This window comes from Mucilaginibacter sp. 3215, from assembly GCF_050433785.1.
GTDB lineage: Bacteria > Bacteroidota > Bacteroidia > Sphingobacteriales > Sphingobacteriaceae > Mucilaginibacter.
The window spans coordinates 527,231-553,629 of the sequence record NZ_JBNPWO010000002.1 but is presented as its reverse complement, the minus strand read 5'-3'; the positions used below and the strand labels follow the sequence as shown (position 1 = coordinate 553,629).

Annotated in this window: 22 protein-coding genes; 14 read left to right on the top strand and 8 right to left on the bottom strand. The window is 44.2% G+C overall.

What is annotated here, in order from left to right:
• The first annotated feature begins 99 nt into the window (after positions 1-99).
• Positions 100-474 (top strand): response regulator, encoded by a 375-nt coding sequence (locus tag ABIC84_RS05985; RefSeq protein ID WP_426588696.1) that lies wholly within the window; start codon positions 100-102, stop codon positions 472-474.
• 70 nt (positions 475-544) lie between these two features.
• Here the strand turns inward: ABIC84_RS05985 and ABIC84_RS05980 are convergent, their stop codons facing one another.
• Both ABIC84_RS05980 and ABIC84_RS05975 read right to left on the bottom strand, forming a co-directional pair.
• Complete coding sequence (locus tag ABIC84_RS05980; RefSeq protein WP_429262974.1) at positions 545-1,954, bottom strand: MmgE/PrpD family protein; 1,410 nt, start codon at positions 1,952-1,954, stop codon at positions 545-547.
• A gap of 10 nt (positions 1,955-1,964) precedes the next feature.
• On the bottom strand, positions 1,965-2,135 hold the full coding sequence (locus ABIC84_RS05975) for a hypothetical protein (RefSeq protein ID WP_176624282.1): 171 nt from the start codon (positions 2,133-2,135) through the stop codon (positions 1,965-1,967).
• Between the two features lie 106 nt (positions 2,136-2,241).
• Here ABIC84_RS05975 and ABIC84_RS05970 point away from each other — a divergent pair, with 106 nt between their 5' ends.
• From ABIC84_RS05970 to ABIC84_RS05955, 4 genes are all read left to right on the top strand, one after another.
• Positions 2,242-4,440: a hypothetical protein gene (locus ABIC84_RS05970; RefSeq protein ID WP_429262973.1), complete on the top strand. Its 2,199-nt coding sequence runs from the start codon at positions 2,242-2,244 to the stop codon at positions 4,438-4,440.
• Position 4,441: 1 nt separating this feature from the next.
• Complete coding sequence (locus ABIC84_RS05965) at positions 4,442-4,909, top strand: low affinity iron permease family protein (RefSeq protein WP_426588688.1); 468 nt, start codon at positions 4,442-4,444, stop codon at positions 4,907-4,909.
• 175 nt (positions 4,910-5,084) lie between these two features.
• On the top strand, positions 5,085-5,573 hold the full coding sequence (locus ABIC84_RS05960; RefSeq protein WP_112655007.1) for a DUF421 domain-containing protein: 489 nt from the start codon (positions 5,085-5,087) through the stop codon (positions 5,571-5,573).
• Between the two features lie 5 nt (positions 5,574-5,578).
• Positions 5,579-6,304, top strand: coding sequence for a DUF72 domain-containing protein (locus tag ABIC84_RS05955; RefSeq protein ID WP_426588686.1), 726 nt, complete (start codon positions 5,579-5,581; stop codon positions 6,302-6,304).
• 53 nt (positions 6,305-6,357) lie between these two features.
• Here ABIC84_RS05955 and ABIC84_RS05950 read toward each other — a convergent pair whose 3' ends face one another.
• The 5 genes from ABIC84_RS05950 to ABIC84_RS05930 all read right to left on the bottom strand — a co-directional run bounded on the left by ABIC84_RS05950 (position 6,358) and on the right by ABIC84_RS05930 (position 10,889).
• Positions 6,358-7,416, bottom strand: a complete 1,059-nt coding sequence (locus tag ABIC84_RS05950; protein ID WP_254780052.1) for a DUF892 family protein — start codon at positions 7,414-7,416, stop codon at positions 6,358-6,360.
• A gap of 82 nt (positions 7,417-7,498) precedes the next feature.
• Complete coding sequence (locus tag ABIC84_RS05945) at positions 7,499-8,551, bottom strand: glycoside hydrolase family 130 protein (RefSeq protein WP_429262972.1); 1,053 nt, start codon at positions 8,549-8,551, stop codon at positions 7,499-7,501.
• On the bottom strand, positions 8,548-8,919 hold the full coding sequence (locus tag ABIC84_RS05940; RefSeq protein ID WP_429262971.1) for an STAS/SEC14 domain-containing protein: 372 nt from the start codon (positions 8,917-8,919) through the stop codon (positions 8,548-8,550). Before ABIC84_RS05940 ends, ABIC84_RS05945 begins: the two co-directional genes overlap by 4 nt.
• Positions 8,903-9,367, bottom strand: a complete 465-nt coding sequence (locus ABIC84_RS05935; protein WP_176624292.1) for a hypothetical protein — start codon at positions 9,365-9,367, stop codon at positions 8,903-8,905. The genes ABIC84_RS05940 and ABIC84_RS05935 overlap by 17 nt, the downstream gene beginning before the upstream one ends.
• Positions 9,357-10,889 carry an FAD-dependent oxidoreductase gene (locus tag ABIC84_RS05930; RefSeq protein ID WP_429262970.1) on the bottom strand — a complete coding sequence of 511 codons (1,533 nt, stop codon included), beginning with the start codon at positions 10,887-10,889 and terminating at the stop codon, positions 9,357-9,359. Before ABIC84_RS05930 ends, ABIC84_RS05935 begins: the two co-directional genes overlap by 11 nt.
• A gap of 230 nt (positions 10,890-11,119) precedes the next feature.
• Here ABIC84_RS05930 and ABIC84_RS05925 point away from each other — a divergent pair, with 230 nt between their 5' ends.
• From ABIC84_RS05925 to ABIC84_RS05905, 5 genes are all read left to right on the top strand, one after another.
• Positions 11,120-11,503 (top strand): TraR/DksA family transcriptional regulator, encoded by a 384-nt coding sequence (locus ABIC84_RS05925; RefSeq protein ID WP_426588674.1) that lies wholly within the window; start codon positions 11,120-11,122, stop codon positions 11,501-11,503.
• Entirely contained in the window at positions 11,500-11,727 is a 228-nt protein-coding gene (locus ABIC84_RS05920) for a hypothetical protein (RefSeq protein WP_090525124.1), read from the top strand. The genes ABIC84_RS05925 and ABIC84_RS05920 overlap by 4 nt, the downstream gene beginning before the upstream one ends.
• Positions 11,724-12,452, top strand: coding sequence for a DUF72 domain-containing protein (locus ABIC84_RS05915; RefSeq protein ID WP_429262969.1), 729 nt, complete (start codon positions 11,724-11,726; stop codon positions 12,450-12,452). Before ABIC84_RS05920 ends, ABIC84_RS05915 begins: the two co-directional genes overlap by 4 nt.
• A 254-nt stretch (positions 12,453-12,706) precedes the next feature.
• Positions 12,707-14,710 (top strand): FAD-dependent oxidoreductase, encoded by a 2,004-nt coding sequence (locus tag ABIC84_RS05910; RefSeq protein ID WP_429262968.1) that lies wholly within the window; start codon positions 12,707-12,709, stop codon positions 14,708-14,710.
• Between the two features lie 224 nt (positions 14,711-14,934).
• Positions 14,935-15,942, top strand: coding sequence for a GntR family transcriptional regulator (locus ABIC84_RS05905; protein ID WP_429262967.1), 1,008 nt, complete (start codon positions 14,935-14,937; stop codon positions 15,940-15,942).
• Here the strand turns inward: ABIC84_RS05905 and ABIC84_RS05900 are convergent.
• Positions 15,937-16,968 (bottom strand): GntR family transcriptional regulator, encoded by a 1,032-nt coding sequence (locus ABIC84_RS05900; protein ID WP_426588666.1) that lies wholly within the window; start codon positions 16,966-16,968, stop codon positions 15,937-15,939. The genes ABIC84_RS05905 and ABIC84_RS05900 overlap by 6 nt on opposite strands.
• Before the next feature lie 252 nt (positions 16,969-17,220).
• Between ABIC84_RS05900 and ABIC84_RS05895 the strand changes: the two genes are divergently transcribed.
• The 4 genes from ABIC84_RS05895 to ABIC84_RS05880 all read left to right on the top strand — a co-directional run bounded on the left by ABIC84_RS05895 (position 17,221) and on the right by ABIC84_RS05880 (position 26,280).
• Positions 17,221-18,483, top strand: a complete 1,263-nt coding sequence (locus tag ABIC84_RS05895; RefSeq protein ID WP_426588664.1) for an oligogalacturonate lyase family protein — start codon at positions 17,221-17,223, stop codon at positions 18,481-18,483.
• A 10-nt stretch (positions 18,484-18,493) separates the two neighbouring features.
• Positions 18,494-21,352, top strand: a complete 2,859-nt coding sequence (locus ABIC84_RS05890) for a glycosyl hydrolase (protein ID WP_429262966.1) — start codon at positions 18,494-18,496, stop codon at positions 21,350-21,352.
• Positions 21,353-21,522: 170 nt separating this feature from the next.
• Positions 21,523-24,738 carry a SusC/RagA family TonB-linked outer membrane protein gene (locus tag ABIC84_RS05885; RefSeq protein ID WP_429262965.1) on the top strand — a complete coding sequence of 1,072 codons (3,216 nt, stop codon included), beginning with the start codon at positions 21,523-21,525 and terminating at the stop codon, positions 24,736-24,738.
• 18 nt (positions 24,739-24,756) lie between these two features.
• Positions 24,757-26,280, top strand: coding sequence for a RagB/SusD family nutrient uptake outer membrane protein (locus ABIC84_RS05880; protein WP_429262964.1), 1,524 nt, complete (start codon positions 24,757-24,759; stop codon positions 26,278-26,280).
• Positions 26,281-26,399 lie beyond the last annotated feature (119 nt).

Below are 26,399 nucleotides of genomic sequence, written 5' to 3'. Positions count from 1 at the left end.
GAAGATGGGGTGTCTACTTATTTTTCAATAATCCTCCGATATCAGGGCATGATGTTTGTGTGAAAGGAGCTATGTTAAAACGTAGCTTTTAGAACTATAATGATTGCCTCTTATCAGAAGAGAGTCCTGGTTGTTGATGATGATAAGGACATTCGTGAATTAATGCACCTGATCCTGGAAATGGAGGGATATGCGGTGACCGAACTGGATAATGGTCATGACGTCCTTGAAGCCATACAGGCTTTACGACCAGATGTTGTGTTGCTGGATGTTATGCTGGGCGATATGGATGGCCGCGATATTTGTAAACATTTGAAGAATGACCCTGGTATGCAGGATATACCTATAATTATTGTTTCGGCAAGTCACGGGTTGCATACGATGCACGAAAAACAATGCGGCGCCAATGATTATCTGGCCAAGCCTTTTGATGTGAATGAGCTCATTAATCATGTGCGCCATTTTGCCGCTTGATTGGCGCCATGCCGTAAATCTCCGGCTGTGACATAGCCCTGCAATTGCCATAGTGGCTCAAATAAATTCTTTATATAGCTGCCAGCAGGTTAATTAAGGTTGAAATTTCGGGAATGTTTTCGAGGTTACGAACAGTGCCGATCAGTTGCTCCTGCATTTCTGCGGATACAATATTGTTGCTCAGCCGCCGGAACTTTTCAATCGTATCATTCCATGTAAACGGACGGGTAAAAAAGCCATGGTAATCTTCCTGTTCCCTGGTTAGGGTTTGGCCGTTTTTCAGGCCGATCTCCACCTTAGTTTTCATTTTATCGGGATAAGCAACGGTATAAGGATCAAGGATACCGGCAACTATCAGCGGTTGATGAAGCGGGAAACCCGTACTTACTTTCACTTTCTTTAGCAATTGCTGTACATCGTTATTTTTAATTCTTTCCGGCTCATATTGTTCGGGATAAACTTCGCCATCCAGAAGGAGCACTGCGGCGGCATAAAATAAACTGTGATCAGCCTGTTCCTTAGTTTCTACAATTTGCCGGTTGCCGTAAGCACCGGATCCTATGATGTGATAGGCAGTTAAAAATGTGGTCAGCTCAACGCTTTCAATCTCTTCCGGGTTAACCTGCTGCTGTTTGCGCAGCTCGTCAAGGGCTTCCAGTGTGGCCTGTGCATGTACTTCTACATTATATTTCTTCAATACGCAGCGTGGTAGCAGTTCAAAGGTCTCTCTATCCCAGTCATAATCCAGCCTCATACCAAACACATCATCAAAGCCCTTGGGGCCTTCAAAAATGGCCACCGGGCCGGTCATCCCTTCTCGGGCCAGGAAACAGATGTTAACGCAGTTCAGCGCATCCAGGGAAGATGCAAACCCCTTCCACTCATAGGTATATGATGCCCGGCTGCTTACCATTGGGCTTATTGAAGTGCCGGTAATGCCCAGTGCATGAGCTGTTTGTTGTTCAGTCAGGTTTAACAGGCGGGCAATTCCGGCCGTCATTGAGTAGCCTAAAAGCAAGGTATGGTCGATACCTTCTTTCATGACCGGGATTTCCAGTACGAGGCGGCATTCTATCTGGTAAGCCACGGCCATGGCAGCAAGGAAATCTTTACCTGATATCGGCCCAAACTGCGCTACTGCCAGCAGCGGGCCTATATTATCACTGGGATGGCAGGTAGCTTCTTTGCCCATAAAATTATCCATAAAATCCGGATAACGGATAAGCGCTGTATACAATTGTGCCGCCCGGTCGTAGGGTAAGTTTTCAATAAGCGGCACTTTGCATTTGCCGCCTTCGCCCATAACCTGCAATTGCCTCAATAATTTTTGGATGGCAGGTTTGTTACCGGCGTGGATCAGCGACCCCAAAGCGTCAAGCAGATGGCGTTTCAGTTGTTCGATGGAGGTTTCACCGATGTCGTCATAGCGGGCATTAAGCGCGAAACGGGCGATCTTGAAATTCTGCAGCTCTTTTTCCATGATCTACCTGTTAATTGCTGCGGCCGCGAAACAATGAGATAACCCAGATGATGACCGCGATAACGACGATTACCGCGAAAATGCCCACGGCAGCACCGGCTTTAAAAATACCGACAATGGCATCACAGCTGCTCAATAACAGGCAAAGGCTTAAGAATAGTGGTGTAATTAACTTTTTCATAAACTGATAGTTTTATAATTAAAACTTAAAACAGCAAGCGATGTTTTAATTATCATTTAAAAGATATTTTTCAGCGATTTTTTTAATTGTTAGTCGATTTAAACCTATGAACGCATCACCCTGGCTCAGGAATACCAAAGCCGCCCTGCATTTGCCTGACCTTATTCCGGTATATAAAACCACAGCAGGCAGTTATGATTTTAAAATATATGACATTGGGGACAGCTGCTGGCTGGTGGCCGGATGGCCAAATAGCAGCCAGGTTGCTTTCCGGTTGGCCTATTCACCAAACGACCGGTTACAGATCACACTAAAAGAAAGGAAAAACGACGTGCGATTGAAGATTGGCTCGTTACTGGGCGACTACGAAGTTGTTTTGACGCTACCCACAGAAAACCGGCCCGTACTTCATTACACCACCAGGTTAACGCCGGCCTCCACCTTATTGTTCCCTTACTGGCCGCGCGACATTGTACCGCTTGGTTCCGGCGGAAGTGAAAACATGGCCGACGGAGAAATACATACCAGGCAGGTTGGTACGCGTTCGGGACAGCTCTATTTTAGTATGAGCCGGCCAAAAGCGGGTTCGGTATTATACCTGCAAAATCTAACCGCGTTGGCCGGTTACAACCAGCAAACCGAAACCTCCGCAGGAGATAGTGTAGGGGGCGAATGGCCTGAAATCGGCTTTGCCCTGCCGCCCACCATTAAAAATAAACCTCTGGCAGCAGGTAAAAGCTATACTTTGAGTGATGCCTTTATTGTTTTTTCGGAAGAAGTGCCTGCTGATGAGGCGGCTATGGTTCAGCAATATCTCGACCTGCTGGCTGAAGTTTACCTGGCTTTACCCAAACCGGCAACCAATTATACTCATTGGCCCGACATACTTGGCAAAGGACTAAAGGACCTGATAGACAGCCCGGGCTGCTGGGTACAACTTGATGGTCATCATTATTTTAACGCCTATGTATCAGACTATGCCACTCCTCCCGAAATCATGGTGCAACTGGCGGTACTGCTTCCTTTACTTGATTATGTGGAATGGAGCGGCGCGGAACTGGAAGTAATGAAAAAAGTTAAAGCCGGCTTGCCATCATTCTATAGTGAAAAATACGGCACCATAATGCGCTGGCACCCAAAAGCAGCCGATACGCTGGAAGGTGAGGAGGAGCAAAAACAACCGCTGGTTATGGATTCCTGGTACCTGCACCACCCTTTGTTAAACCTGTCGCGTCTTGCGCTGAAAGGCGATAAGGTTGCCAGCAAACTCTTTTTAGATTCTTTGGAATTTTCGATACGGGTGGCGCATCATTTTAATTACAAATGGCCGGTTTTTTATAAAGTAGATACCCTTGAGGTAGTGAAAGCCGAAACGCAGCCAGGCAAAGGAGGTGAAAAGGATGTGCCGGGTTTATATGCCCATGTCATGCTGCAGGCCTGGGAGCTTACGGGCGAAAAACGCTATTTAACCGAAGCGGAAAAAGCCGCTATGCATTTGCGCGGCCAGGGTTTCGACCTGTTCTACCAGGCCAACAATACCGCCTTTTCAGCTGGTGCAATGCTGCGCTTATATAAAATCACCAAAAAAGAAATTTACCGCGAGCTTAGTTACCTGTGCCTGGCCGGTGTGTTTAACAACGTGAGGCTGTGGGACTGTGATTATGGTTATGGGAAAAACTTTCCGACATTTTTTGCATTGTTCCCGCTTAATGATGCTCCTTATACGGCAGTATACGAAGAGCAGGAAGTGTTCTGCGCGCTGCATGACTACCTCCGCCACGCCCAGGATATTGAGATTTTACCATCAGTACGCCTCCTGATAACCGAATATGTCCGCTACCTTGTAGACCGTGCCGCTTATTACTACCCAACAATGCTTCCAAAAGAAATGCTCCAGGAAAAGCCCAAAATAGGAGAGGTTGATCCGAACCTGTGGATCGCGCTTGAGGATTTACACGACGGCTGGGAAAAATCAGGGCAGGTAGGTCAGGAAGTATATGGGGCAGGCAACGCTTTCGGGATCCTGCCGCGCCACTATATCCGTATACCTGATCAGCCTTTCATGGTCTTCACTGATTATCCTGTTTACCGATTTACCACCAGGAAGCAAGATTATCTTCATGTCCGCATGGCGGGCGATAATCGCATCGACTGCCGCTTGATGGTGGTTAAGAGCAGTACTGGTAAATTACCAGGGGTAGAAGTGCGTGTTAATCAGAAGCCTATCGACGGAAAAAAAATCAAAGGCGGCCACTTTGAATATTTAATACCCGGCAATGCCGAAATCACTATTAGCTGGAAATAACATGAAAAAGAAAATCAATTACTTTGAGCGGTTCTCTAACTGGGCTACCGCGGCAACCGGCAGTTCGGCCGCTTTTATTATAGCCGCGTCCACCATAGTGATATGGGCTGTTACCGGGCCGGTATTTCACTACTCGGAAACCTGGCAACTTATTATAAATACCGGCACAACCATCATTACTTTTTTAATGGTCTTCCTTATTCAGAAGGCGCAGAATAAGGATTCGAAAGCCGTCCATTTAAAACTGAATGAATTGCTGGCTTCTCATGAAGGTACCAGTAACAGGATGGTTAATATTGAGGACCTGAGTGAAGAGGAGCTGGATCACCTATACAAATTTTATATCCGTTTGTCCGAACTGGCGCAAAAAGAAAGTGACCTTACCAAAACACATTCTATTGATGCCGCGCGGGTAAATCAACAAAATAAATCAAAACGTTATACCAGGAGTAATAAGAGGTCAGAGTAACCGGATGCCTGGAAGCGCCGGTGGCGCGTCAGTTATTGAGATTATGATAAGCAAAATAAGATTTTTGATCATCATCGGGTTTGTTGCAGCGGGCATTTGGCTGGCGGTAAGGTATCGTTCGGCCCAAAACGTCAAGCCCGTAGTTGTTTGCAGCGGACCTTTAAAAAATTGAGTTATGGAAAAGTTATTGATCACTGTTTTTGGAGAGGGGAAGGACCTGAATGCGCTGCAAATGAGTAGCCGCGGCGTTGTTATCTTTTTTATCGCGCTTATGCTGATCCGCATTTCAGGACGTCGCTCTTTTGGGTTACGTACCCCGCTTGATAATATCGTCAGTATTTCGCTTGGGGCTGTTATGAGCAGGGCGGTGGTTGGTGCCTCGGCTTTTGTGCCGGTTATTGTTTGCTGCTTTGTGATCGTTCTGCTACACCGGCTGCTGGGCTGGCTTATTGCACGTAACAGTCCTTTAGTTAGTTGGGTAGAAGGGGAGAAGATCCCGCTTTTTCGTGGCGGCCGGTTTGATGAAGAGCGGATGAAACGGGCACTGGTTTGCCGCGAAGATGTCATGCAGGGTGTACGCAAATCTGCACTTACTGAAGATTTAGAAAAGATAGACAAGGTGTATATGGAACGGAATGGCGATATCAGCGCCATTAAAAAATGATATGTATGGATTGGCATATAGGATGTTCAGGGTTTTACTATCGTCACTGGAAAAATACTTTTTACCCGGAAGGGTTGGCGCAAAAACGCTGGTTTGAGTTTTACGCCGGGCAATTCCGTACCCTGGAATTAAATGTAACCTTTTACCGTTTTCCGCAATTATCTATGTTGCGTACCTGGTACGAAAAAGCGCCGGCTGAGTTTCGCTTCGCGGTGAAAGCCCCCAAGGCTATTACCCATTTTAAGCAGTTTCACGGAACCGTGGATATGATCACGAGTTTTTATGATACCATTCGCGATGGTTTACAGGAAAAGTTAGGGCCTGTATTGTTCCAGTTCCCGCCGCGTTTTCATTATGATGAAGAACGTTTGGCACGCGTGTTGGCGCAATTGGATCCCAGCTTTAGTAATGTATTGGAATTCAGGCACCCGGGCTGGTGGCAGGAAGATGTTTATTCACGGCTTAGGGAGCGTGGTGTTTCTTTTTGCGGTATGAGCCATCCCGAACTGCCGGATAAGTCTGTTGTAACCGGCCCTGTGGTATATTATCGTTTTCACGGTGTTCCGGATTTATACCGCTCATCTTATAGTGATGCTCAATTACGGAAATTTGCCGATGAGATTAATTCAAAACCGGAAGTCCGGGAAGCATGGTGTTATTTTAACAATGACGCGGCAGTGGCAGCTATTCCCAACGCAAAGTCCCTGCTGCAATTTTCGGTTAAGCACTAAAATAAAAGGTTAATAAATAGGGCGGCGAAAGCCGCCCTAACAATCGGTTTGTTTTATTCTGTTTCCGCTGCTGCGGCTTCATTTACATAGTTTTCAGCTACCTGGGTTAACAGTGCATCGGCATTTTTCTCCTCGGCCAGGGTTTCCTCAAGCAGGCTTTGCGCTTCGCTATAGCCTAATGTACCGGCCAGCGTGCGCAAGGTGCCGTATGACGCGATTTCATAATGCTCCACTTTCTGTGCCGCTGAAATGATCGCTACGTCGCGTACTTCGGTGCCTTTGTCGGTATCTGACAGCAATTCTGTTGCTTCATTCAGCAAACCTTCCATGGCCAGGCATTTTTTAGCCGAAGCTTTCTCACCAATAGACTCGAATACGCTTTCCAGTCGGGTTACATGGTTTTTGGTTTCTTCCAGGTGGGTGGTGATAGTTTGCTTCAGATCTTCTGAGGTAGCTCCCTTGATCAATTTGGGCAGAGCGGTGGCCAAATGCTTCTCGGCCCAATAAAGGTCCTTGATCTCGTCGATGAATAGTTCTTTCAGCGCGCTCTCGGCTTCCGGACTGCGACTGGCCGCTGCTGCGGTCTTTTTGTTGTTTTTTGTTGCCATAGTAGATATATGTTGATGATAATTAAATTGAGTTAGCCCCCTGATCAGCATCTCCGCGGTAGCCTGGATGGTTTGCTGAATAATTTCTTCGCATGATCCCTGAAATACTTTTCGAAAACTGAGGTGCCTGTCATGGATCAGCGCATATACAAACATAGTTCCAACCGGTTTTTCCGGGGTTTCGCTGCCACCGGGTGTAGTGAGCCCGGTAACGGTTACCTGTATGTCGGATGGGATAAGATGTGCCAGGCGGTATGCCATTTCCCTCGTCACCTCCATCGACTCTGGTGTAAACTGATCAATCAATCCCTTCGGTACACCTAACAGTGATACTTTGAGATCGGCATCATAGCAGGCGATCCCGCCCTTAAGCACCTGGCCGGATTCGTCGGTAAGTGCAAACTCCGAACAAAGCCAGCCTGCCGTAGCGCTTTCGGCAAAAGCAATGGTCATCCCCTGTTGAGCTATCAATTTACTACATTCTTTAATCTTATTTTCTGCCATGATTAATTGATCCAGGCCTGTCGATTACAGACTCTATAAAAACCTCCGGAAATACGGTTTTGTTTTGTTGTAATTTATTATTTTAATAATAAATTAAGGTTTGGTGGATGGCACTGATAGAGAAATGTGCACCGCAAACAAACTCATCGGCTGCTCCATAATAGATGGTTAAACGGTCGCCATCGGCAATGTGGCCGTTAGTGAAAACAACATAACCGAAAAACCCGCTAAGCTCATAAGCCTCGGTTGGCACCATAATCGGGTCACCACTTCGGGCGATAACCTTTGATGGATTGTTAATATCCATTAAAAAAGCTCCAAGACAATAACGGTGTTCAGCATTTGCTCCATGATATATCTCCAGCCAGCCATGTTCCGTACGGATAGGTGTCGCGCCCGCGCCAACGCGACCGCTGTCCCACATTCCGGGCCGGGTTTTTATCAGGCATTGGTGATTGCCCCATTGCCGGCTGTCTGATGACTCTGCCAGCCAGATATAATTGCCGCCGATCTCTTTGCTGCTTGGCCGGTGTAAACAGTAATATTTTCCGCCGATCTTTTCCTCAAAAATTGCGCAATCCTTATTATGCGGAGGCAGGATCATTCCGCCGCTTTCAAAGTGCTGCCAATTGGTGGTAGTTAGCAGGCCTACACCTACGCCGCTGTCAGATACAGCGGTATAGGTGAGGTAATAAGTGTCATTTATCTGCGCAACCCGGCAATCCTCTATACCAAAACGTTCCAGGTACCCCTTTCCGAACAAAGGCGGATAATCTTCCTGTTCGGTAAAACGAACGCCGTCGTCACTGGCCAGTAAACGTAAATGCGAAACTGTGGTGAGATAATCCAACCCCTTGTAGTTAATGACCCGGGCATCGGTAGCGATAAGGTCGGGGTCGTTAAGCGGCACTTTGATGATCTCGGTATTGCCCATGGCATCCAGGGCAGGAAAAAATAAAACTCCTTCCTCCTGCATAACCCCTTCGGCTACCCTTACAATAAGCCAGGTTTTACCGCCATACCTAAAAACGCCGGGATTAAGCAGGCTGATAATTTGTAAACCCTCGCGACTGGGAGCAAGATCTTTTGGCAGCAGCAAAGGGTTTTCGGGAAAGCGTTGTGCCAGGTCTTTCATATTTCTTCCCCGCTAACCCAGGCTTTGGCCTCCTCCAGTTGATCGGGTGAAAAACCGCGCGACTTGCCGGGTATCATAAACCGGAAGAGGTCCGTAAACCATTCCACACCTTTCTGGTCGGTTACTACCGCAATGCGGTGCCAGTTTGTAAAGTTGGTTAGCCCAAGTTTGAGGTCGTCCCACCAGGCCGCCAGCGTAAAATTCTCCACGCCTGTTCCCAATACCAGCAAATAGTTGATTTCACCCTGGCGGTTTTTCAGCTCCTGTATCTTGGGTATCAGTATGATCTCCATATCGTTGCGGGTTACTTCGCCGCTGGCATAAATCCCTATCACGTGCTGCGGGAGATTATTAATTATTTGTAGCATAGCTTGTTGTTTTTTGTGAGATGTGATAACCAATGCCGGCAAAAACTGCGAACACAATATGTGCTGGTATCAGTTGCAGATAGTATTTTTTAAAGTTGAGGGACGGGGGCAATGGGTGCATTTTAAAGGTCGTTTTCCAAACAGCTACAGCTAACAGCCCGCTTAGGCCACCCAACCAAAGATTTGTTTTAAGGTCAGGTTTTAATTTACCGCGGTGCCATAGTTCTACATAAACGAGCGTAAACAGCAGGCCTACGCCGTAATGCCCCAGCCAGCCTAACGCCTGGCTTTGCTGTTTATCTAATTTAGGGATCAGGCGGCCGGTTAGCTGCCCCAGTCGCTCTGGTTCGCTAAAGTTTTCGCCATCGGCCAGCGATACAAGATAGCTGAACAGCGTCATGAAGGTAGTGCCGGTGACTCCCGAAATTAAAATTTCTTTAGTTTTCATCACCGCTTATCCTCGTAAGGCCTTTGGTTGCTGGCCCGGTTAATACATTGCCATCAATATCGTAGCGCGCACCATGGCAAGGACAATCCCAACTCTTTTCTTCGCTGTTCCAGCTAACAATGCAGGCGGCGTGAGTGCAAACGGGACTTAAGGCATGTATGGCGCCGTCGTCATCGCGGTAAGCGGCGATTTTGTTTCCGTCTACTTCAACCACTTTGCCGGTGCCAGGCTTTAACCTGTTCAGCGAATCGGTGCCTTTAATCTTCAGGCGATCAGCCACAAAGTGGTAGGCTACATCGGCGTTTTCTTTTACAAATTCGCTAAACCCGTCTATCGGTTTTATTCTGCCCGGATTAAACAGTTTTTCATATTTGCTGCCTTTGCCGCTTACCAGGTCGGCAAGGATTTGGGCGGCAACACTTCCAAGCATCATGCCGTTGCCATTATAACCGGTTGCGCAGTAAATACCATTGGCCGCTAAAGGCATGCGGCCGATATAAGGAAGGCCATCTACGGGTACATAATACTGGCTTGACCACCGGTATTTCACCGATGATACATTATAATACTTACGTGCATATTTTTCAAGGTCGCCAAAAGCTTTCTCCGGCTCTTCGTGCCCCGTCTTATGATCCAGCCCGCCAATCAATAATAATTCCTGTCCGTCTATTACATGTGTCCGCACATAATGATATGGTTCCTGGCAGTCATAAATAAGTCCGTCAGGATATTTTCCACTATGGAGTTTAACGGCCAATACGTAACTGCGGTAAGGTGCGCATTCGAAATTGAGTACATTGATATTCGGCGGCATGTGGGTGGCATAGATTACATTTTTTGCACGGATCTTATTTTCACCGGCCTGCACATTATGTATTTCATCTTCAGTGACTATTTTTTCAACAAGCGTATTTTCTAATAAGGTGCCGCCGGCTTCCAAATAAGCTTTTAGTAATCCTTTTAAATATTTTATGGGATGAAATTGTGCCTGGCCATCGAAAGCCAAAGCTTTTTGAAAAGGAACAGGTGTCGGTACTTCGTCAGTATATTTTACAGGAACGCCAACTTTGGTAGCACCCTGGTATAAGTCATCCAGCATTTTCACTTCATCTTCATTTTCGGAATACAGGTAACCGGTTTTCGGTTCATAATCGCACTTGATGCCATAGATATCGATATTGGTCTTAATCAGTTCGAACCCCTCATTGATCGCGTCTGCAAAACCCTGTGCGCCTTCCTCGCCAAAAGCACTTTCAGCTTCGCTGTAAGTAGTATCAGCAAAAGTATTGATATGCGCGCTGGTGCCGCCGGTTGTCCCAAAACCGGTATTATGCGCTTCTGTAATAATGGTAGCCTTGCCTGCTTTTTGTAATAGTAGCGCCGCCGTCATACCAGTGATTCCGGCGCCAACAATGAGGCAATCATATATTTTATCTTCAGGCCTAACCCTGGCTGCCGAACTGCTGAGAGACTGCCAGGGGCTATTCCTGGTACCATCTCGTTTAAGATTGATTAATGTCATTGCATAGATTTTGTACCATTAAATACAGTGCAAATGCGTAATGGTTTCTTTTGAAGAATTTTTTTAATTATTTAATTAAATTAGGAGAGGGCGTAGCTGATATAGTCGACTCCCGCGGGGGAAGGGCTGTTAGGGTTAATCCAAAGGGTTGGGGATTAACGGTTTGAACAGGTTTATATAGCATATCACATTTATGCCAACCATTTATGCATATGTTTGTTAAGCCAATCATGCAACACGAAACTACTAAAACACGGTACACTGATATCGAATTAAATGAATTCAAAACGTTGATCAAAGGAAAGATCGGCATGGCACGCGAAGAGCTGCAGGAACTGGTGGGTACGCTCAGCGCTTCAAACACCAACGGGGATGATGCCGCAATTGCGGGCAAGACACTTGAAGATGGTTCGGCAACTTTTGAAAAGGAACAGATCAACCAGTTGGCCGCCCGCCAGAAAAAATTCATCGAGCAGCTTGAAGCCGCGCTGATGCGCATTGAAAACAGGACTTATGGCATTTGCCGTACTACCGGTAAACTGATACCAAAGGAACGCCTGCTTGCGGTTCCGCACACTACCCAAAGTATGGAAGCCAAACTGAAACAGGCATGAGTTCGGCATTTGTAAAAGAGGGGGAGGCCAGGCATCTTAAAGATGTTGCGCCGAACATAGGCGCACTGCTTTTTTTTCTGCGGGTGGAAAACAACGGGACTATTATCCGTGATGAGAAAATCTATTTTAGTCAAAAACATGGCCGTGATGTTTATGAAATGAGTGACGGCCTGGCCTATGCCCTCGACGATGACAATCATTGGTATATCATACTTGACCTATGAAAGGACTATTTTTTGGAGGTGCCAGTGGCTTACAAATCGACAGGTCCAGGCGGGATTTTCCCCCTGAATACAGCCATTTGTCGCGGCTGGGTTATTATGCTTTGCAGGAAAACAGTATAGAGATCAACAGCTCTTTTTATAAAATCCCGCAGGCAAAAACCATAGCCCGGTGGGCAACGGAAGTAACCGAGGGGTTTCGTTTCACTTTCAAGCTGTGGCAGGGGATCACGCACCAAAAAAGTTTGTTTTTTAATGAGGAAGAGGTTACCCGTTTTATGCAGGCTATCCATTTGCCGGAAACTGAGCGGGGCTGTCTGCTTGTTCAGTTTCCGCCAAGCCTGCAGGCGGGTGCACTTCCTCAATTAACAGAATTACTGGAGGCGCTTAAACCTTATACCTGGCCCATCGCCGTCGAATTTCGTCACCCGTCCTGGTACAGGGATGAAGTTTTTGAACTTTTAAACTGGTACCAGGCTGCAATGGTACTGCAGGATATGCCCAAATCGGCCACGCCCATGGAAATCACTGCCGATGAACTGGTTTATCTGCGATTTCATGGCCCATCAGGCAATTATAAAGGAAGTTACAGTGAAAGTTTCCTTTCTGAATACGCATCGTATATCAATGAATGGCAGCAGGAGGGTAAAACAGTTTACGTGTACTTCAACAATACCGCCGGGGCGGCACTGGAAAATCTTCAGTCATTGAAACAGCTTCTCGTTTAAGCAAAACCCCTGATAGCTTAAACCTGCCCTGTAACGAACGCTTTATTGGCAACTCATCGCAGCAAAGTTCAGAAACCTATACGCCATTATTTAAGCTCCCCGGCGTAATCTCAAAACATTTATATATTTTTTTAAAATTGTCAGATATTAGGCTTAAAATTAAATAATCAAAATTTACAAGTCTTAACTACCTATCCCTTAAGATTTACCGGCATATCTTTTTTCTGAAAATTTGAAATGTTTAATAAGCAATAATGAAAAATATTAAAGTGATCATCCTTGCAATAGTAACGACCTGTTTTATGGCCGGAGCTTCGGTTAATGGTCAAAGCAGCAAATTAATCACCGCCGATGTTTGTGTATATGGCGGAACCTCCGCAGGGGTAATCGCTGCATATACGGCAAAAAAGATGGGGAAAACGGTGATGTTGATAGAGCCGGGAAAGCATTTAGGTGGCATGAGTTCGGGAGGTCTTGGCTATACGGATATTGGGAACAAATATGTGGTGACGGGCTTAGCGCGGGATTTTTACCGCCGTATAGGTACGCATTATGGAAAATTTGAACAATGGATATTTGAGCCAAAGGTAGCGGAGAGCATTTTTAACGATTATGTAAAAAGGGCTGGCTTTCCTGTTTTATTCCGGAACAGGCTTATAAAAGTGAAAAAGGAAGAAAATCAGCTAAAGGAAATTATAGTAGAGGACAGCTATAAGCCCTCGACTGCTACCAATAAAACTATTCGCGCTAAGGTATTTATTGATTGTACTTATGAAGGGGATCTGATGGCCCGCTCGGGTGTTTCTTATACTGTAGGAAGAGAAGCTAACAGCCAGTATGATGAAACTATAAACGGAGTAGAGTTGCTGGATAAACACCAGTTTCCGGATAATATTGATCCCTATAAAGTGCCGGGCGACGCAAAAAGCGGTTTATTGTGGGGCATAAGTAATGAGGTATTACAAGTAAATGGTGCGGGCGATAAAAAAGTGCAGGCATACAATTTTCGTATCACGTTAACCAATGTGCCCGAAAACCGGATCCCAATTTCAAAACCCGACAACTATGATCCTAAAAAGTATGAGTTACTGCTGCGTTTAAAAGAGAAGCAACCCTGGAAATCAATTTCCGATGTTTTTATTATAAGTAAAATGCCCAATGGCAAAACGGATATCAATAATAACGGAGGTTTCTCTACGGATATGATCGGGATGAACTGGGAATATCCGGAGGCTGATTATAATACAAGGGCCAAAATATGGAAGGAGCATGAAGATTATACCAAAGGTTTCTTTTATTTTATCGGCAATGACACCCGCATACCCGGAAATATCAGGGACGAAATGAAACAATGGGGGTATCCCAAAGATGAATATACGGATAATGGGAACTGGACACCACAGCTTTATATCAGGGAAGCCCGACGAATGATTGGTGAACTGGTTATGACCCAGTATCATTGTCAGGGAAAAGAACAGGTAGAAGATGGAGTAGGAATGGCCGCATATGGTATGGATTCGCATAATTGCGAAAGGTTGGTAGTTAATGGCATGGTGAAAAATGAGGGGGATGTTCAGGTACATGGTTTTGCGCCATACGCTGTTTCGTACAGGGCAATAGTCCCAAAGCAAAAGGAAGCCGCTAATTTATTTGTCCCGGTATGCTTATCTGCAAGTCATATAGCTTACGGATCAATCAGGATGGAGCCGGTATTCATGGTATTAGGCCAATCTTCGGCTGTGGCGGCATGCCAGGCTATTGATAAAAGAATTGCGGTACAGCAGGTTAATGTAAAAGAAGTACAAAGCTTGCTCAGGGCAGACCCTCTTGCAGATGGTAGTATACCCGAAGTACTGGTTGATAATGAGGACAGTCACATCACAGGCGACTGGAAAACTGAAAAATCAGGCGGCTATGGGCCAACTTATCTCGCGGATGATTCAAAAGCAGAAACTGCAAAATCGGTAAGGTTTATTCCGGAAAAATTAAAAAAAGGTGCTTACCACGTTTATACCTATTTTCCTAAGGTTATGAATCCGGCAACAAAAACTTATATTACTATTTATGATGGTGATAAGGCCACAGAAAAGATAATCAACCAGTCTGATTTGCAGGTAGAAGGCCAAACTTCAGGTGAGTGGCTTCCACTGGGGCTATATAACTTTTCAGGAGAAAAAAAGGCATATGTTGAAATTTTCAATAAAAACGCGGATGGCGTAATTGTGGCTGATGCAGTGCTTTTTGTACCTGTTAGGTAGTTTTATCGTTTTTGTGCGACGCTTAAATTATTAAATGCCCATATTAAACATAGATTTATTTTATTAGAGGTGGAGCCTTAAAATAGCTGATAAAAAATACCGATGCTGCCTATACCCCCAATATTTTAATTTAATAACATATTTTATATTTTCATTGCTTATCACGGCTTTGATAAAATTAAACTATGTTTAAATCGCCGTTGTAAACCAATTAAACAAGCATAATGCAAACAAAGCAAAGAGCTAATTACGGGGTGAAATCCCTCGTGCAGCAAATTGTCGGATCAATCAGTAAGAATATTGACAAAGGTGTTTACCGGAAAAATGAAAAGCTGCTGTCAATAAATACATACAGCAAGCAACACGGTGTAGCAAGGGACACCATTGAAAAGGCTTACACGATACTTAAGAGCAATGGCTATATCCGTTCGGTTTCCGGAAAGGGTTATTTTGTAGTCGGTAAGCCCGATGTGCGGATCAAGGTACTTTTGTTGTTTAATAAGTTAAGCTCTTATAAGAAAACAGTTTATGATACCATCGTACGCACCCTGGGTGATAAAGCCAGGGTCGATCTTCATATTCATCATTATAATCCCGCTTTGCTTGAGGAAAGTATAGATTCAAATTTGGGCAATTACCATTATTATGTGGTAATGCCGCATTTTTTTGATTATAGTAACGAGCATGAATATTTAACCATTTTAAAGAAGATTCCGGTTGATCAGTTGATATTGCTGGATAAAGATTTGCCCAAATTAGGCAGGCAGTCGGCTGTATTCCAGGATTTTCGCAACGATATCTACGGCGCATTAAACGTAGTCACCGACCTGATTGCCAAATACAAAAAATTAATTATCATATATCCCGTAGATCGCCACCATCCGCCCGAAATTAAGGATGGAATAATGCAGTTCTGTGAAGAGAAAAACAAAAAGTTTGAAGTAATAGACGCGTTTAAAACAGACGATCTTAAAAAAGGCTCCCTTTATATTGTATTGACCGAAAATGACCTGGCCGACTTGATTAAAGGCGCCAGAACAAGTGGATATGAATTAGGGAAAGATATAGGGATCATATCTTTTAATGAAACCGTGTTTAAAGAATTATTGGATATTACTGTTATTACAAGTGATTTTGAAGAAATGGGCAGAAAAGCAGCTGAGCTAATGTTGCAAAACAAAGCCGCGGTTATTAAAAACGCCTTCAAAATAATTATCCGAAAATCGCTATAACGAAGCCCTGAGTGTAAGGTAAAAAGGCACCTCGTAACGGCCGGTAGAACCATTTTTAATAATATCCGCGGTCATTTTTCCCATTTGTTCAAAATCTGTGGATATGGTGGTTAAGCCATTGAGGATGATTTTTTTTAGCGGGGTTTCATTGTATGATATTACGCCAACATCTTTACCTATCTTTAATTCCGTAGCCAGGATTCTTTCAATCAAAACCACAAGGTCGTTTTCCATCAGGTTAATGAATACATCTCCTTCATGTATCGGCTCGCCTTGTATGTCATGAACTACCTTGTAAGTAAACGCGTATTGGATACAAAAACTGAAAAAGCCTTTCAATATTTCGCCCGGAAAATAAGTGTATTCAGGAAATATGATCTTTAGGGTGTGATACTTCCTTAATTGCGGCAGGGCTTCCTCCAGGGCCTGGAAAATGTCTTTTTCAAAATTTTCGTATACAGCGGCAAAATCGCCTTTTATTCCCGGTACTAATTTATCAAGTATGATTAGTTTCTCTTTTGGCAGCATATTGATTATGTCGTGAACGTTTTCGCCGCCGTGCATAAAGTGCGGCAGGATCACATAATGGGTATAATCGTTGCTGTTGTTTTGAAGTAGTTTTTTAAAAAATTCGAAGTCGTTATTGTATATATAAAAGTCTATCGCGGCTTCATGCCCAAGGCCATCAACTATGGCATCATAAACCAGCTTTTTATGAGTGCTTAGCTTGTTAAATATTAAAAACACCTTAAACTGTTGCCCGGCTTCAGTGTTTTTGATGTAATACCCCTTGCCGGGTACCGAGCCAAGCAAACCGATTGATTTCAGGTGTTTGTAAGCTTTTTCAGCAGTATCACGTGATATTTCAAAGTTGCAGTTTAACTCGTTAATGGATGGCAGCGTTTCGTTAATGATTAATTTTCCTTCACGTACACTTTTGATGATCGAGTTAGCTAACTGGATGTATTTGGGGGTAGACGAATAATAATCAATATAAATGTATTCTAAAAATCGTGAAGACTTCATAACTATTGAACTGGCTACTGGCAAAAACTTAAAGTTAATCAAATTAGGTTTGATAAGACTCCCTCCTTTTGCGTGTGTAAGCCGGGGAAGCTTAATAAGCAGCCAAAATAAATAAAGTGATGAATTTGTTACAATAAGAGAGCCTTCAGTCAGGATGGTGCAGGACGCTGTTGGTATAAACATGCTCTAACTTTATCTATTATAAACCTCGGCCCGTATAAACCGGCCGGTAACCAGATAAATTATACTATAATGATCAAGCTGCCTTACAAGATCTTGCTGCGTTCTGTTTGCGTTTCGTTGCGGCTCATTGTACCCGTACAGCTATTGCTTGTCCTTTCACAGGTTGTAGAGGCCCAGGAAGTAATGGAAACAGGTGGCACCAGGCATATGCCCGAACAATGGATTGATAGCGAAACCGGTCATAAAGTGATGCGCCTGGTGAACCGCGAAAATGACAATGGCAGTTTTTATTTTAACAATACGCCTTTTGTTCCTCAATTGAAGAATGAAGGCGATTTGATGGTGTTTTACGGTAAAACGGATAAGGGAGAGCAGCTATTTACGGTTAATTTAAAAACGCAGAAAATAGAACAGCTAACGAACAGGACAAAAGTATCCGGCGAGATGGTCTGTGCCAAAACCCGTGAAGCCTTTTATCAAAGTGCCGATAGTATCTTCGCTGTAAATGTTAACACGCACAAAACAAGGTTTATCTACGCCTTTGCACCCGATTTTAAAGGAAGGGTGGGTACCGTAAATGCCGATGGAACCTATATGGCCTGCGTTAAGGCTACCGGCGAGCAGGAACGTGAAATACTTGCAAAATATCCCGAAAAGCATGATTTCTTTAACCGGATCTATGATGCGCATATCCAACATACTTTATACGTGCTCGACGTTAAACATAAAGCATTGAAACAAATACACCAGGAAAACGAGTGGACAAATCACCTGCTTTTTTCACCGACGGATCCTGATAACCTTTCATATTGCCATGAAGGCCCCTGGGAAAAGGTGGACCGGATTTGGAACATCAATATAAAAACCGGCGAAAACAAGCTGTTGCACAAGCGCACCATGGTCAATGAAATAGCCGGTCATGAGTTTTTTTCACCGTTGGGCAATACTGAGTGGTTTGATTTGCAGAAACCTAAAGGGCAAACTTTTTTTCTGGCAGGTATCAACATGAAAACAGGAAAAGAAGACCGTGTTTATCAAATGGACAGGAACGAATGGTCTATCCATTTTAATGTAACTAAAGATGAGCAAACCTTTGCCGGCGACGGTGGCAATTCCGGGCAGGTAGCCAAAGCACCCGATGGCATGTGGATCTATTTATTTAAGCCCAATGGTGATCATTTTAAATCAGAAAAACTGGTAAATATGAAACATCATAATTACCACCTGGAACCTAATGTGCATTTCTCGCCCGATGAAAAATGGGTTATCTTCAGGGCCAACTTTGAAGGTCACGAAGGTGTTTACGCTGTGGAAATTGCTAAACATCAATAATTTTAAACAGATGTCATTCATTAAAAATAATTTAAAAAAGGCTGTTGTAATTGCACTGTTAGCTGGCACTCAAACAGCATCTGCACAAGTTGGCTGGCCTGCAACTACTGAACAGACTAAACCCTGGGCCCGCTGGTGGTGGGAGGGCAGCGCTGTAAACAAAAAAGACCTTACCTGGAACATGGAAAGCTACCATAATGCAGGTTTGGGTGGTTTGGAAATAACGCCGATTTATGGTGTAAAAGGGCACGAAAATGAGTTTATAAAATACCTGTCGCCGCAATGGGTAGATATGTTAAAGTATACACTCACAGAGGCGAAGCGGCTAAATATGGGTATCGATTTGGCTAATGCCACTGGCTGGCCTTTTGGTGGCCCTTGGGTTACCAATGAAGATGCCAGTAAGGAAATGTTCTGGAAAAATTACGATGTTAAAGGTGGCGAAAAACTAAGCGACGCCGTGGTATTTGTGCAGCAACCCTTAGTGAGGGCGGACGGCCAGGCTCCGAAGATCACCGACCTTGTTGAACCCATCAGCAGCAATAAAAACCTCCAGTTAATAGCCCTTGACCAGGTCCGGTTTGAAAAACGGATCCCTTTAACTGTTTTAATGGCTTACAATGGTAAGGGGCAGGTGCTGAACCTTACCGATAAAGTTGATGCAGCCGGTAACCTTAACTGGACGGCTCCCGTAGGCGAATGGAAACTTTATGCACTTTTCCAGGGTTGGCATGGTAAAATGGTTGAGCGTGCTGCTCCAGGCGGCGAAGGTTATGTCATCGATCATTTTTCCAAACCGGCACTTGATCATTACCTTGCCCGGTTTGATCAGGCATTTAAAGGGCAGGATTTAAGCGGGATCAGGGCATATTTTAATGACTCGTACGAAGTGGATGATGCTCGCGGGCAATCGAACTTTACCCCGCTGTTTTTTGACGAATTTATTAAACGCCGCGGGTACGATCTGCGCGATCACTTGCCTGCTCTGTTTGGTAATGATAGCAAAGAAAACAATAGCCGTATCCTGTGTGACTACCGGGAAACTATATCCGACCTGTTGCTTGATGATTTTACCAAACCATGGCATGGCTGGGCTAAAACCAGGGGCGCTTTAATCCGCAATCAATCACACGGTTCCCCATCAAATATACTGGATCTGTATGCTGCTATTGATATTCCCGAAACAGAGGGCGATGATGTGCTGCGGTTTAAATTTGCCACATCGGCAGCACATGTAATGGGGAAGCCCCTTGCATCGTCTGAGTCGGCGACATGGCTTAATGATCATTTTCTATCGTCGTTAGGAGATGTTAAACAGGCTATTGATAAATATTTTGTAGGAGGCGTAAACCATATTTTCTATCACGGAATCAGTTACTCGCCTCAAAATGCCCAATGGCCGGGGTGGTTATTTTATGCCGCGGTACATTTTAATCAAACCAATCCGTTCTGGAATGATTTTTCAACATTAAATAAATACATAACTAATTGTCAGTCGTTTTTGCAGCAAGGAAAGCCCAATAATGATATATTGGTTTATTACCCGTTATTTGATAGCTTTTCCGAGCCGGGGGATAGGGGCCTGCTTAAGCATTATGATGCCATGAAACCCGATTTTAAGGGGACAGGCTTTGAATCCTCTGCCGAAGAAATGCTTAAACAAGGCTACACGTTTGATTTTATATCAGATAAGCAAATAATGGATTTACAAACCTCCGGTGGTCATTTGCTTACCGGCGGTCTTAATTATAAGACTATCCTTTTGCCTGATAATAAATATATCCCGTTCGAAACCTTTAATAAAATGGTGGATTTGGCAAAGGCCGGGGCAACAATTGTGGTGTATAAAAATCTTCCATCGGGTGTTCCGGGATATTCCGGGTTGCAGGAACGCGAAAAAGCATTTAAAACAGTGCTTGCCGGGCTTAATTTTACTGCTGAAAATAATGGTGTTAAAACTGCCAAAGTTGGCAAAGGCCGTTTTTTAATAGCAGATGATATTGTTCCGTTGCTGGACGCGGCGGGAATAAACAGGGAACAAATGACCGATAAAGGGCTGCAATTTGTACGCCGTACTTATGAAAATGGGAACTGCTACTTTATAACAAATAGCGGCGGTAACCAGGTTAATGGTTGGGTTGATCTATCTGTTAATGCTGCATCAGTAGTAGTATTTGATCCGATGACAAAAAGTTACGGATTGGCTAAAAGCCGCAAGCAGGCCGATGGTAAAACCAGCGTATACCTGCAATTATCGCCCGGACAAAGCTGTATTTTACAAACCCTGCCTGTAAAAACTCAAATAGCAGCGTATCCTTATTATCAGGTTGTAGGTAATAAAGTGCCTGTTAACGGTACGTGGACACTGAGCTTTACCGAAGGTGGCCCAACATTACCTCAACCAATAAAAACCGCAGCGCTCAAATCATGGACTGATTTAGGCGGTGATGATCTCAAGGCTTTTTCCGGAACGGGCAGTTACGCTATCTCCTTTAAAAAGCCGGTGCAAAATGCTGCTGTCTGGAAGCTTGATTTGGGGAAAGTTAATGAAAGTGCAGAGGTTTATTTAAACGGAAAAAAGCTGACCACGCTCATCGGTCCGCAATATGTAGTTACTATACCTTCAGCACAGTTAAGGACGGTCAATCAGTTGGAAGTAAGGGTAGCTAACCTCATGGTTAACCGGATCATTGACATGGATAGGAAGCATATCCCATACCGTATATTTTATAATACCAATTTTCAATCACACAGTCCGGGTTCTAAAGGACCGGACGGACTTTTTACAGCTGTAAACTGGGAACCGAAGCCTTCAGGTTTGATTGGTCCGGTAACACTTGAGCCGGTTAAGCCGTTGTTTGTTAAGTAATTATTTAAGGATTTATTTCAAAAAGGTGGTCATGTTGGCCGCCTTTTTTTGTGTTTTTAATGTATTGGAGCAGGATACTACAGGATGGTATTATTGAAATTAACTTTTATGTTCGTTTATACAATTATAACCCAAACTGTACCAAACAGTAAACCCCTTAATTTGATTTTATGAAAAGAATTTTTATTTATTCTTGTAAAATGCTATTGCTGTTGCTGCTCTTTAATGTGGCAGGGGCAAACAGTGCATTGGCACAAAAGCTTAGCATTACGGGTACTATTACAGATAGTAAGCACGAGCCGGTTTCGGCTGCTTCCGTGCAAATAAAAGGCACGAAATCAGGTACCACGTCTGATATTGACGGAAAATACTCCATTAAGGCTTCCGCAGGGCAGGTTTTAATATTTAAATCAATCGGTTTTGATGCTAAAGAAGTTACCGTAGGCACAAACAATACCATCAATGTTAGTTTAACGGAAACTGAATCGCAATTGAACGAAGTGGTAGTTATCGGTTACGGTGCACAAAAGCGGGCTAATGTTACCGGCTCTCAGGCTACCTTCAAGGCCGATAACCTGAACGAACGCGCTATAACCCGTGTTGACCAGGCCTTGGTAGGCCAAATGGCAGGTGTAACTGTTAAGCAAACAACGGGTGTACCGGGTAAAGCATTTAGTGTTAACGTACGTGGCAGTGGCTCCATAAGTGCCGGTAATGAGCCCTTATATGTAATAGATGGCTTTCCTTTGTCTGTATCGGCAATAGGCAGCGGTGGTAGCTTTGGCTCAGGAAACCCGCTCGATAATATCAACCCAAATGATATTGAAGATATCCAGGTTTTAAAGGATGCAGCTGCCGCGGCTATCTACGGCTCAAGGGCCTCAAACGGTGTTGTTTTGATCACTACCAAAAAAGGGAAATCGGGTAAGGCTAAAATTAGCTATAGTGCTTACTATGGTTATAATGCTGCGGCTAAATATTTGCCCATGCTTAACGGCGACCAATGGATTGACAGGGCTACCGAAATGATCAATGCTGCCTATGTGCTCAAATATGGTGCAAAAGGTGCAACTGCCAGTGATGATAATGCAACACGCCAGGCGATGAATGGCGGTGCCTTTAGCTCAGCCTATATGCTCGATCCAAGATGGGCCATGCCGGGCCACCCCGGCCTGCAGTATATAGACTGGCAGAAAGCGATTGAGCAGAAAGGTGCCATGCAAAACCAGGCATTGAGCGCAAGCGGTGGCAACGAATTTGTAAATTATTTTATTTCAGGAAACTATGCCAACCAGGATGGCTTTGTGAAAGGCCTGGGTTATAAAGCCTACTCGGCCAGGGCCAATGTGGAGGCTCGTATTGCCAAAAACCTGAAATTGGGTTTAAACATTGCACCTACTTATTCAATTTGGCAGGATCCTGGGGTAGAAGGAAAAGACAATATTTTTCACCAGGCCATAAGCTATAGCCCTATCCAGGAAGATACGGTAGGTTTATACCCCAACGCGTTTAAGAACGGACAATATACCTGGGGCAACTCGGCAAACAGCCCTATCGCTAAATTGGAGAACAAGGTAGGACAAACCAAAAAATACCGCACATTAGGCAGCATATTTGCCGAATACGAAATTATAAAAGGGTTAACATTAAGAAGCTCACTGAACCTGGATAATGTTGACAATGCCACTAATAGCTACACACCGTATACAATAGCCGGTAATCTTGCTTCCAGAACATTTGATGCTGCTAAAAATCCTAATTTAACAGCTAATACTTCAGGATCATACAGCACCTTTAAAAGGCAAACCTTTGTTAATGAAAACACGCTGACTTATAATACCACTATTCACGCAAATCACAGTCTGAGTATATTGTTAGGCCAGTCTTACAATACAGATCGTTTAGATCAGTCTTCATTATCATCAGTTGGCGGTTATACTAGCAGCGTCATCCAAACTTTAAATGCTGCCGCAGCGGTAACAGGCAGCACCTCCAGCACTAAAAGTGTGTTGGTATCATACTTTAGCCGCGCGCAATATGCATATAAGAACAAGTATCTCTTATCCGCAAGCTTACGTGAAGACGGTTCCTCAAGGTTTGGCGGCAATACCAAATACGGTATTTTCCCTTCGGCGTCTGTAGGCTGGCGCATCATTCAGGAAGATTTTATGAAAAAGCTGCCTGTAATGAGCGACTTGAAACTACGCTTTAGTTATGGCGTAAATGGTAATAACAGCATTGCCGATTATGGAAGTATTTCGCAAATAGGTTCATATGGTTATGTTTTGGGTTCGCCGCAGGCATTGGCCATTGGTCAGGCCCCAAGCAACCTCCCGAACCCCGATATCAAATGGGAAAAATCACAAACTTATGATGTGGGCCTCGACTTCGGTTTTTTTAGCAACCGTTTAACCGGTTCATTTGATTACTATAATAAACTAAATACCGACTTATTGCTGAATGTGCCCATCCTGCAATCTACCGGTTTCAGCAGCCAGCTGCGCAATGCAGGTTCAGTGCGTAACGTTGGTCAGGAGCTGGAATTGACAAGTCGTAATTTGGTTGGCAAAGTTCAATGGAGCACATCAATTAATATCAGTCATTACAAAAATAAAATCGTAAGCCTTTACAGTAACCAGCAGCAAATTATTATTCCAAATTCATTTGATGTTTCAGACGCTATTTTGCGCGTAGGCCAGCCAATAAACAGTATCTATGTGGTAAGGCAAATCGGTTTCCTTACACAGGCCGATCTTGATAACCATGTGGCAACCTACGGCACTGGCGAAACCGTTGGTGATCCAAAGTACCAGGACCTTAACGGCGATGGTGTAATAACCGAAGCTGATAAACAAATTGTTGGCCATCCCAACCCCAATTATACCTGGGGTATTACCAATACTGTACGCTGGAAAGGTTTCGACCTCAGTGTTTTAGTGCAGGGCCAAAATGGAGGATCTGTTTATTCCTTACTGGGCAGGGCTATAACCCGTACCGGCCAGGGCTTTACTGATAATGCTCCTGCATTTTATGATAATCGCTGGAGATCTCCTGAAAACCAGGGCGCCGGCCGCGTTAGCAAAGCCTATTCTACATTCGGTTTCGTAGCCAATACCGATTGGTTGTACTCTTCAGATTATGTGAGGGTTAGAAATATCACGTTAGGGTACGATCTTAAAAATGTCTTTAAAACCAAAGTTTTAGGAGCAGCACGCTTGTATGTTACGGCCGAAAACTTCTTCGGGCATGACAAATATTATGGAGGTTTCAACCCGGAGGCGCAAAACACAGCCATCAGTTCTGACAGTAACTATCCCGAAGCAGGGGATTACGGAGGCTTGCCGCTGGCTAAATCATTGATTTTCGGCTTAAATGTTACTTTTTAATTATTTCAACCAATTAAAATGAAAAAGATATTTTTTCTATCAACCATATCAGCTGTTATTTTAATGGCTTCCTGTAATAAGGATTTAAATCAGGTACCAATATCCAGCTCAACAACAGCAACTTTTTATAAATCGCCAAGCGATTTTTTGCAGGCAACAAACGCTATTTATGCCGATCTGCACAATTACCCGGTGCGGTTAGCTAATATGTCTGAAATTCGTTCGGATAATATTTATGGTGTTTCGGTCACCGTGCGCGACTGGGACCCGGTGAATGATTTTTCGCCATCATTAGCAGCAAACGCTTACGTTACCGAAGCCTGGGGCACCGACTTTAACGGTATTTTCAGGGCTAATACCCTGCTTGACCAGGTTGCCAAAAATGGCAGCTACATAGGTTCGGCTTCATTAGCAACCAGGTTACAGGCCGAAGCTAAGTTTCTGCGGGCGTTTTATTACTTCGATCTGCTTAGGTATTTTGGTAAGCTTCCAATCATTGACCGCCCGGTTACTGCGCCTGAAGCTAATTCAATCGCCCGCAGTTCTGTAGCTGATGTTTACAAATTGATTATAGCCGATCTGCAATCCGCCGTAGCTAACTTACCCACCACATATACCGGGGTAGACGTAGGCCGTGCCACCAAATATGCTGCAGAAGCTTTGCTGGCACAGGTGTATATGGCTAAATCGGCACCGAATTACGGTATTGAGGGGCCTGGAACGGGATCAAACGAATGGAATTTGGCTTTGCCATTATTGCAGGATATTATCAGCAGCGGCAAGTTTGCTTTTGAACCCACTTACAGCAATATTTTTTCATATACCAATCAAAGTCCAGCGGTTAATAAAGAAGCCATTTTTGATGTGATGTATACCAGTGGCATAAGCGGTACAAGCGATCTTTATGGTGCTTCATACCCTTGGGTACTTACACCTAATGCTTACTTTTTATCTATTAAGGATACCAAATCAAATGGAAGCCTGGAAATCATCCCGGTATCAAATGATTTGGCCAACAGCTATGACGCCGCTGATGTGCGCAAAGCATTTACAGTATATACCGCGGGTTACACTAATGCGGGCAGCACAGAAAATCGCCCTTTCTTTAAAAAATGGCTCGATATAACAAAAATCCCAACGGCCAGCCGCTTTGACTGGGGTATTAACTTTATTGCCATCAGGTATACCGATGTTTTAATGCTTAAGGCGGAGTGTATCTTGAATGGCGCAACCGGCGGATCGCAGGCTGATGTTGACGCTATTGTTAACCAGGTACGTACAAGGGCCGGCTTACCGCCGGTAACAGGTGTAACGCTGGCACAATTGTTTGATGAGCGCCGCAGGGAATTTGCCGATGAAGGTTCGCGCTGGTTCGACCTGCAAAGAAGTGGTAACCTGGTAACTATTATGAACAGCTGGATCGCTAAAGAAGATGCTCAGAAAGCGATAAAGCCGGTTATTGCTAATTACGTTATTTACCCTGTACCGCAAACGCAACTGGATGCGGCTCCAGGGCTGTACTCACAAAATCCCGGGTATTGATTCGGATAAGTAATGACCTATCCTGATCGCCATAAAAATAGTTTATCCTTCGGGTTTTCGGAGGGTAAATCATTTAATGTTAATCATATAATGATGGATAGTCATTAGTCGAAAGTCTT